1 protein-coding gene is annotated in these 4873 nt (G+C 27.8%); it reads right to left on the bottom strand.

Features of this window, described 5'->3' with window-relative positions; all coding sequences use genetic code 11:
* Nucleotides 1–4706: DNRLRE domain-containing protein (locus Q428_RS13335; RefSeq protein WP_035381744.1), on the bottom strand; the 4706-nt coding region annotated here is incomplete at its 3' end.
* Nucleotides 4707–4873: the final 167 nt, after the last annotated feature.

The following is a 4873-nucleotide window of genomic DNA, read 5'->3' as shown; positions in this document are numbered from 1 at the left end:
GGTGTTCCTGTTGTATATGGATATTCTGTTTTGGTTTTTATATTACCACCCATATCATATACATATACAATTGTTTTATTAAGTATTTGGTTATCTTCCCTCGTAAGTTCATTTAGCTCATTGTAATAATACTTTATTATTTTTCCATCTTGCGTTATTGTTTCAATGTTTCCATTTGCATCATATGTGTAATTGATGCTCTTACCATTGTTATTAATTGATGCAAGCATATTTGTTGTATAACTGGTATCTGTTTTGGAATCTATATAGCTAAATGTAGTATTATAATTAAAGCTGCCTGTGTTTAAAGTTTTGCTATTCAATCTTCCAATAGGGTCATATAAAATATCCAATGTCCTACTGTTTGGTAGTGTAACCTTTTTAAGTCTATCATCCCTATCAAAATCATAGATAGTAGTATATTTTTGAGTACCAATATTTTCTATAATTTTTGTTCCATTACTGTTATTATCGTATTCAAAACTTGTATTATTGCCTTTTGAGTCTTTCACTTTAATTATCTTATTATTACTGTCATAGTAGTATTTATAGGTTACTCCATTTACTAAATCTTCTTGATAACCTAAATTACCACTAGCATCAAATTCAAAAGTGAATATTTGGTTATTGTAATAATTAATTGATGTAATTCTATCAAGGTTATCATAATCAAATCTAACTATATGACCATTTCCATAATTTGCTTGTATTAATTTACTTGTTCTGGGTTCATATATATTGGTTACTAATGCTTGATTTCCAATTAAAACTCCTGTTTTATTACCCAATGAATCAAAATTAAAATTGTAATTAAATCCATTATGAATTATTGTTTTTAGATAGTCATTTTCATATCTATATGCATTCTTTATCTGTTGGTCATCCACTGTCTTTGTTACATCTGTTAACCTATCAAGGTTATTATCATATGAATAGTAGGTTGTTTTGTTTTTAGGATCCATTACACTATCCAATGTGCCTTTAGCAATGTTGTAATTAAATATAACTGTATTTCCTGTCGCAACATCCTTAACAGTTTTTAGATAATTTTTGTCGGAAGTATATGTTAATTCCTTCCTTATACCCCTACCATTATAATTACGATAATAATCATGGTTATCAGTAACGCACAAATTTCCATAACTATCATAGTAAAAATAATTTATTATATTTTCATTTGAAACGGTTTCAGTTAAATTATGTTTAGTATCATAACTTGATGTAACATAGTTTCCTTTAGGATTGATGATTCTAGTTATATCATTTGCTTGATTATATTCTAACTGTGTACTTTGATTCAATATATCAGTTTGAGAAATCAAATTTCCTTTAGAGTCATATTTATAATCAATTCCATAACTTTCTTTATATAGTTGGATACCATCAATATATGCACTGTTAACTTCACCGCCATAATTAAATGCAATTTCTTTTATTGTATAATCATTTGGCATAACAATACTATCACAAAGATATTGCCAATCATTTACATATCGATTCAATGGTATTTTAAATTCTTTTAAACTTGGAGCATAATAAACAATGTATATATAGGCACTTTCTTCGTTAGGTCTTCTTGCGGCACAATTTGCTTTTATCCATGCACCAAATGTTAGTGTATCTCCTGCTTTGCCAGAAATATTTTGTGTTTGTTTTACTTGTTTACTTTTATTTACTTTACCATTAATTTTAAAACATTTATTGTTTAACCCTGAGGGATAATCACTATCCGATAGGAGTACAACTGCATCTTCAGTATCACAACTTAAATCTTTACTCCAACATAAAGGTTCTGCTCCTCCATACGTAAAATCACTATTTTCTATTATATTATATCTATTTGCAATAGAGCCTTCTTCCAACTGTAAGCAGTCAAAATATGCTGTACCTGTTTCTCCCTCAACACCTGCAATTACACTGATATTTTCATTTGTTGAATCTTGAGGCAATATGAAAGTAACTTCATATCTCCCCCACTCATTTGTCCCATTAATGAAAGATGATTTAATATTACTAATAGTCCCTTTATTATCAAAATATTGTATTGAGATATATGCTCCTTTATTACTTGTATTCGTTATACCGTTTGTTTTAACAAACCCTGATAAAGTATATTTTTTCCCTTTACTTAAATTTATTTGTTGATAATAATTATGACATCCATTTACATTATCTTTTTTTATCTTTAATGATCTATTACCTAAATATTGTGCTTCTGTCGTAAATTCTGCTGAAGCAATTGAACCACCTGAACTATTTTGAAGCCAACCATCCTCAGCTTCTATATTATGATTTAAAATGTAATTTGTTACTGTTTTTTGCAACTTTGATTGCAATGACAGTTTATTATTTATATTGGTGCCCCTATAATATTTATAATATTGTGCATTACCTTGTGAATCAGTTATACAAGTAGTATTTCCATACTCATTAAATTGGTAAAGATTTTTTCTTCCTGTTTCATCTATAAATGTTGTTGAGCTTGTTCCATATACCAATTGCAGCTCTTTACCTATTGTGCCATCTGTATGTTTTTCAATTATTTTTTTAATTTTATTGGGAATCGGATCATAATATTGGAATTCACATTTATAGCCATCAAAATTAACTGCAGATACTAAATTATTTTTTGAATCATAATTATATGTTGTACACTTATTATCAGGATAAGTAATTTTCACAAGCTTGTCTTCACTGTATTCATATACCATTAATCTATTTGATGGATCTTTTATACTACTTAATTTGCCATTTGTATAACTAAAAATTGCTGTTCTCCCCACACCATCAATGACAGAACTTATAGTGTAATCAGGATTATAATTTATCTCCATAGCATTTCCGTTATTATCCACAATTTTTCTAAGGTATCCATTGCTATCAAACAGTGAATAATTTCCTTTTGTATCTTTAACTTTATATCTCCATAAATCTGAGCCTGAATACTTTATGAAAATTAAACCTAATCCATCCGTGTCATTTGGTACTAATCCATCTTCATCTGATGGGTTTAAAACTGGGCTAAAATAATGCTTTGTGCCATCTTCATCAATATAGATTGAGCCATCAATCCTTTTACTTAAATTTAGCCTCCATCCTAAACCTAAGCTACTATTTATATTTTTTTCGCTACTATTATAAACATGTGTTAATGCAATAGGCATCCTATTGCCATTCATACTTAAATCATTATGAACAAAAGTAAGATTTCCATTATTATCATTTACATAACCCGTACCAGCTCTCCCTGCACTCTGTGAATGATATGTAAAATAATCTTCCAATCCCAAATTGTTTGAATAAGATACCTGTAAACTTGGTGTCCCTGTATTCTCTATGTGACCAACGGTACACAATGAACAGCTCGTATCCGCCGTATCACAATTTAACATCAGACCATAATTATTTCCATAGGTATACCAATCTTGTACTATATTAGTTATTGTCCAATATTGTAACTCATAGTCATTACTATTATTATTTTTTACCCATGATAGACTATTAATATTTTCATCATATTCTGGCTGGTTATTCCATGTAATTGTGTTTTTATCCCAAGGTCCTAGAGCCTTATGGACATAAATATAATCAAAACTCCCCCAAGGAGATAAGTAATATTGCAAATAAATATTTGCTTGAGTTACTTTATCTGCTGTTGTTAAGGTTGGAAGACTAAAACTTAAATATGTTCTCATATTATCAGCCAAAACAAAACCTTGATTAGCTCCATTAAAATCAGGAGATGATTTTCTTACATATGCCATATTAATATTTTTATTATCTATACTAAACGAATAAATATATGGATCTATCGTTACTGGATAGGCCCTGTCAGCATCATTTAGCCATTCTTTATCAGGTTTAAGAATTAACTTATATTTATTATTATCCAGAACTATTTGTACATCAATTTTTGTGCTTATATTTTTCTTTTCATCAAACATAAATGGAGCTGGCATTATAAATATGACTTCTTTTTTATCTCTTTCATCGTAAAATTTAATTGAATTATCCTCATTTTTCTCCATAACTAAATTCTTTAAATTCAAGTTAAATATAAATTCAGGAATATCAGTATTTTTGTTTAAAATGATATTTTCTTTTATATTCTCAGATTGAATATCGTATTTTATATCAATGTCCTGAAATGCATTTTCAAAAATCACTGATGAATTTAGTTTAGATAGCTTTGTAAATTTTTCATCAGCTGATATCGTCTCTGATGAATTAGCTAATGTAATTACCTTTGCTTTTGATTGCTGTGTATTTTCAATATTCCAAGAAATTTCATATTTATCTTTCTTTATAGATACCAGCTTATTTGATTTTAAATTTTTTGCTACTTTAAATTTTATATCATTATCTTTATTTGCTATTGTTTCATTTCCATTTTCATCTTTATCATCAATTAAAGTATTATCAATGTCTTTCCATCGACCATTTTCTTTATAATGTACTGCTGTTGAATATGAACATGCTACATAAGTACCATCATCCTTGATAAAGTGTTTAACATTTTTCTCCCTTTTCTCAATTGATTCTCCTACAATTTTAGATTCTTTATTTCCAATTTCATTTGTTTGTTGTGATTGATTTGTTACTTCAGTTGATTTTTTATCTTCTTTAGCAAAAACCTTATAATCTACTAATGTAAATAAAAAAGTTATTAATAAGAACAATGCCAAGATTTTGTTATATTTTTTCATTATATCCCCCTGTAAAAAGCTTATTGATGATTTGTAATTCATTTAATTCAACTAAAATTATATTACACTTTGTTACTCCTTATCAGTTATACACCTCCAATTCAAAACAATTATACTATTATATTGTATTTATGTAAATATTTTGTCATATATCTGTATTTACTTTT

Origin of the sequence: Fervidicella metallireducens AeB (genome assembly GCF_000601455.1) — a bacterium.
Classification (GTDB): Bacteria; Bacillota; Clostridia; order Clostridiales; family Caloramatoraceae; genus Fervidicella; species Fervidicella metallireducens.
The sequence above is the reverse complement of the archived record's forward strand: the minus strand, read 5'-3'. Positions and strand labels throughout refer to the sequence as shown.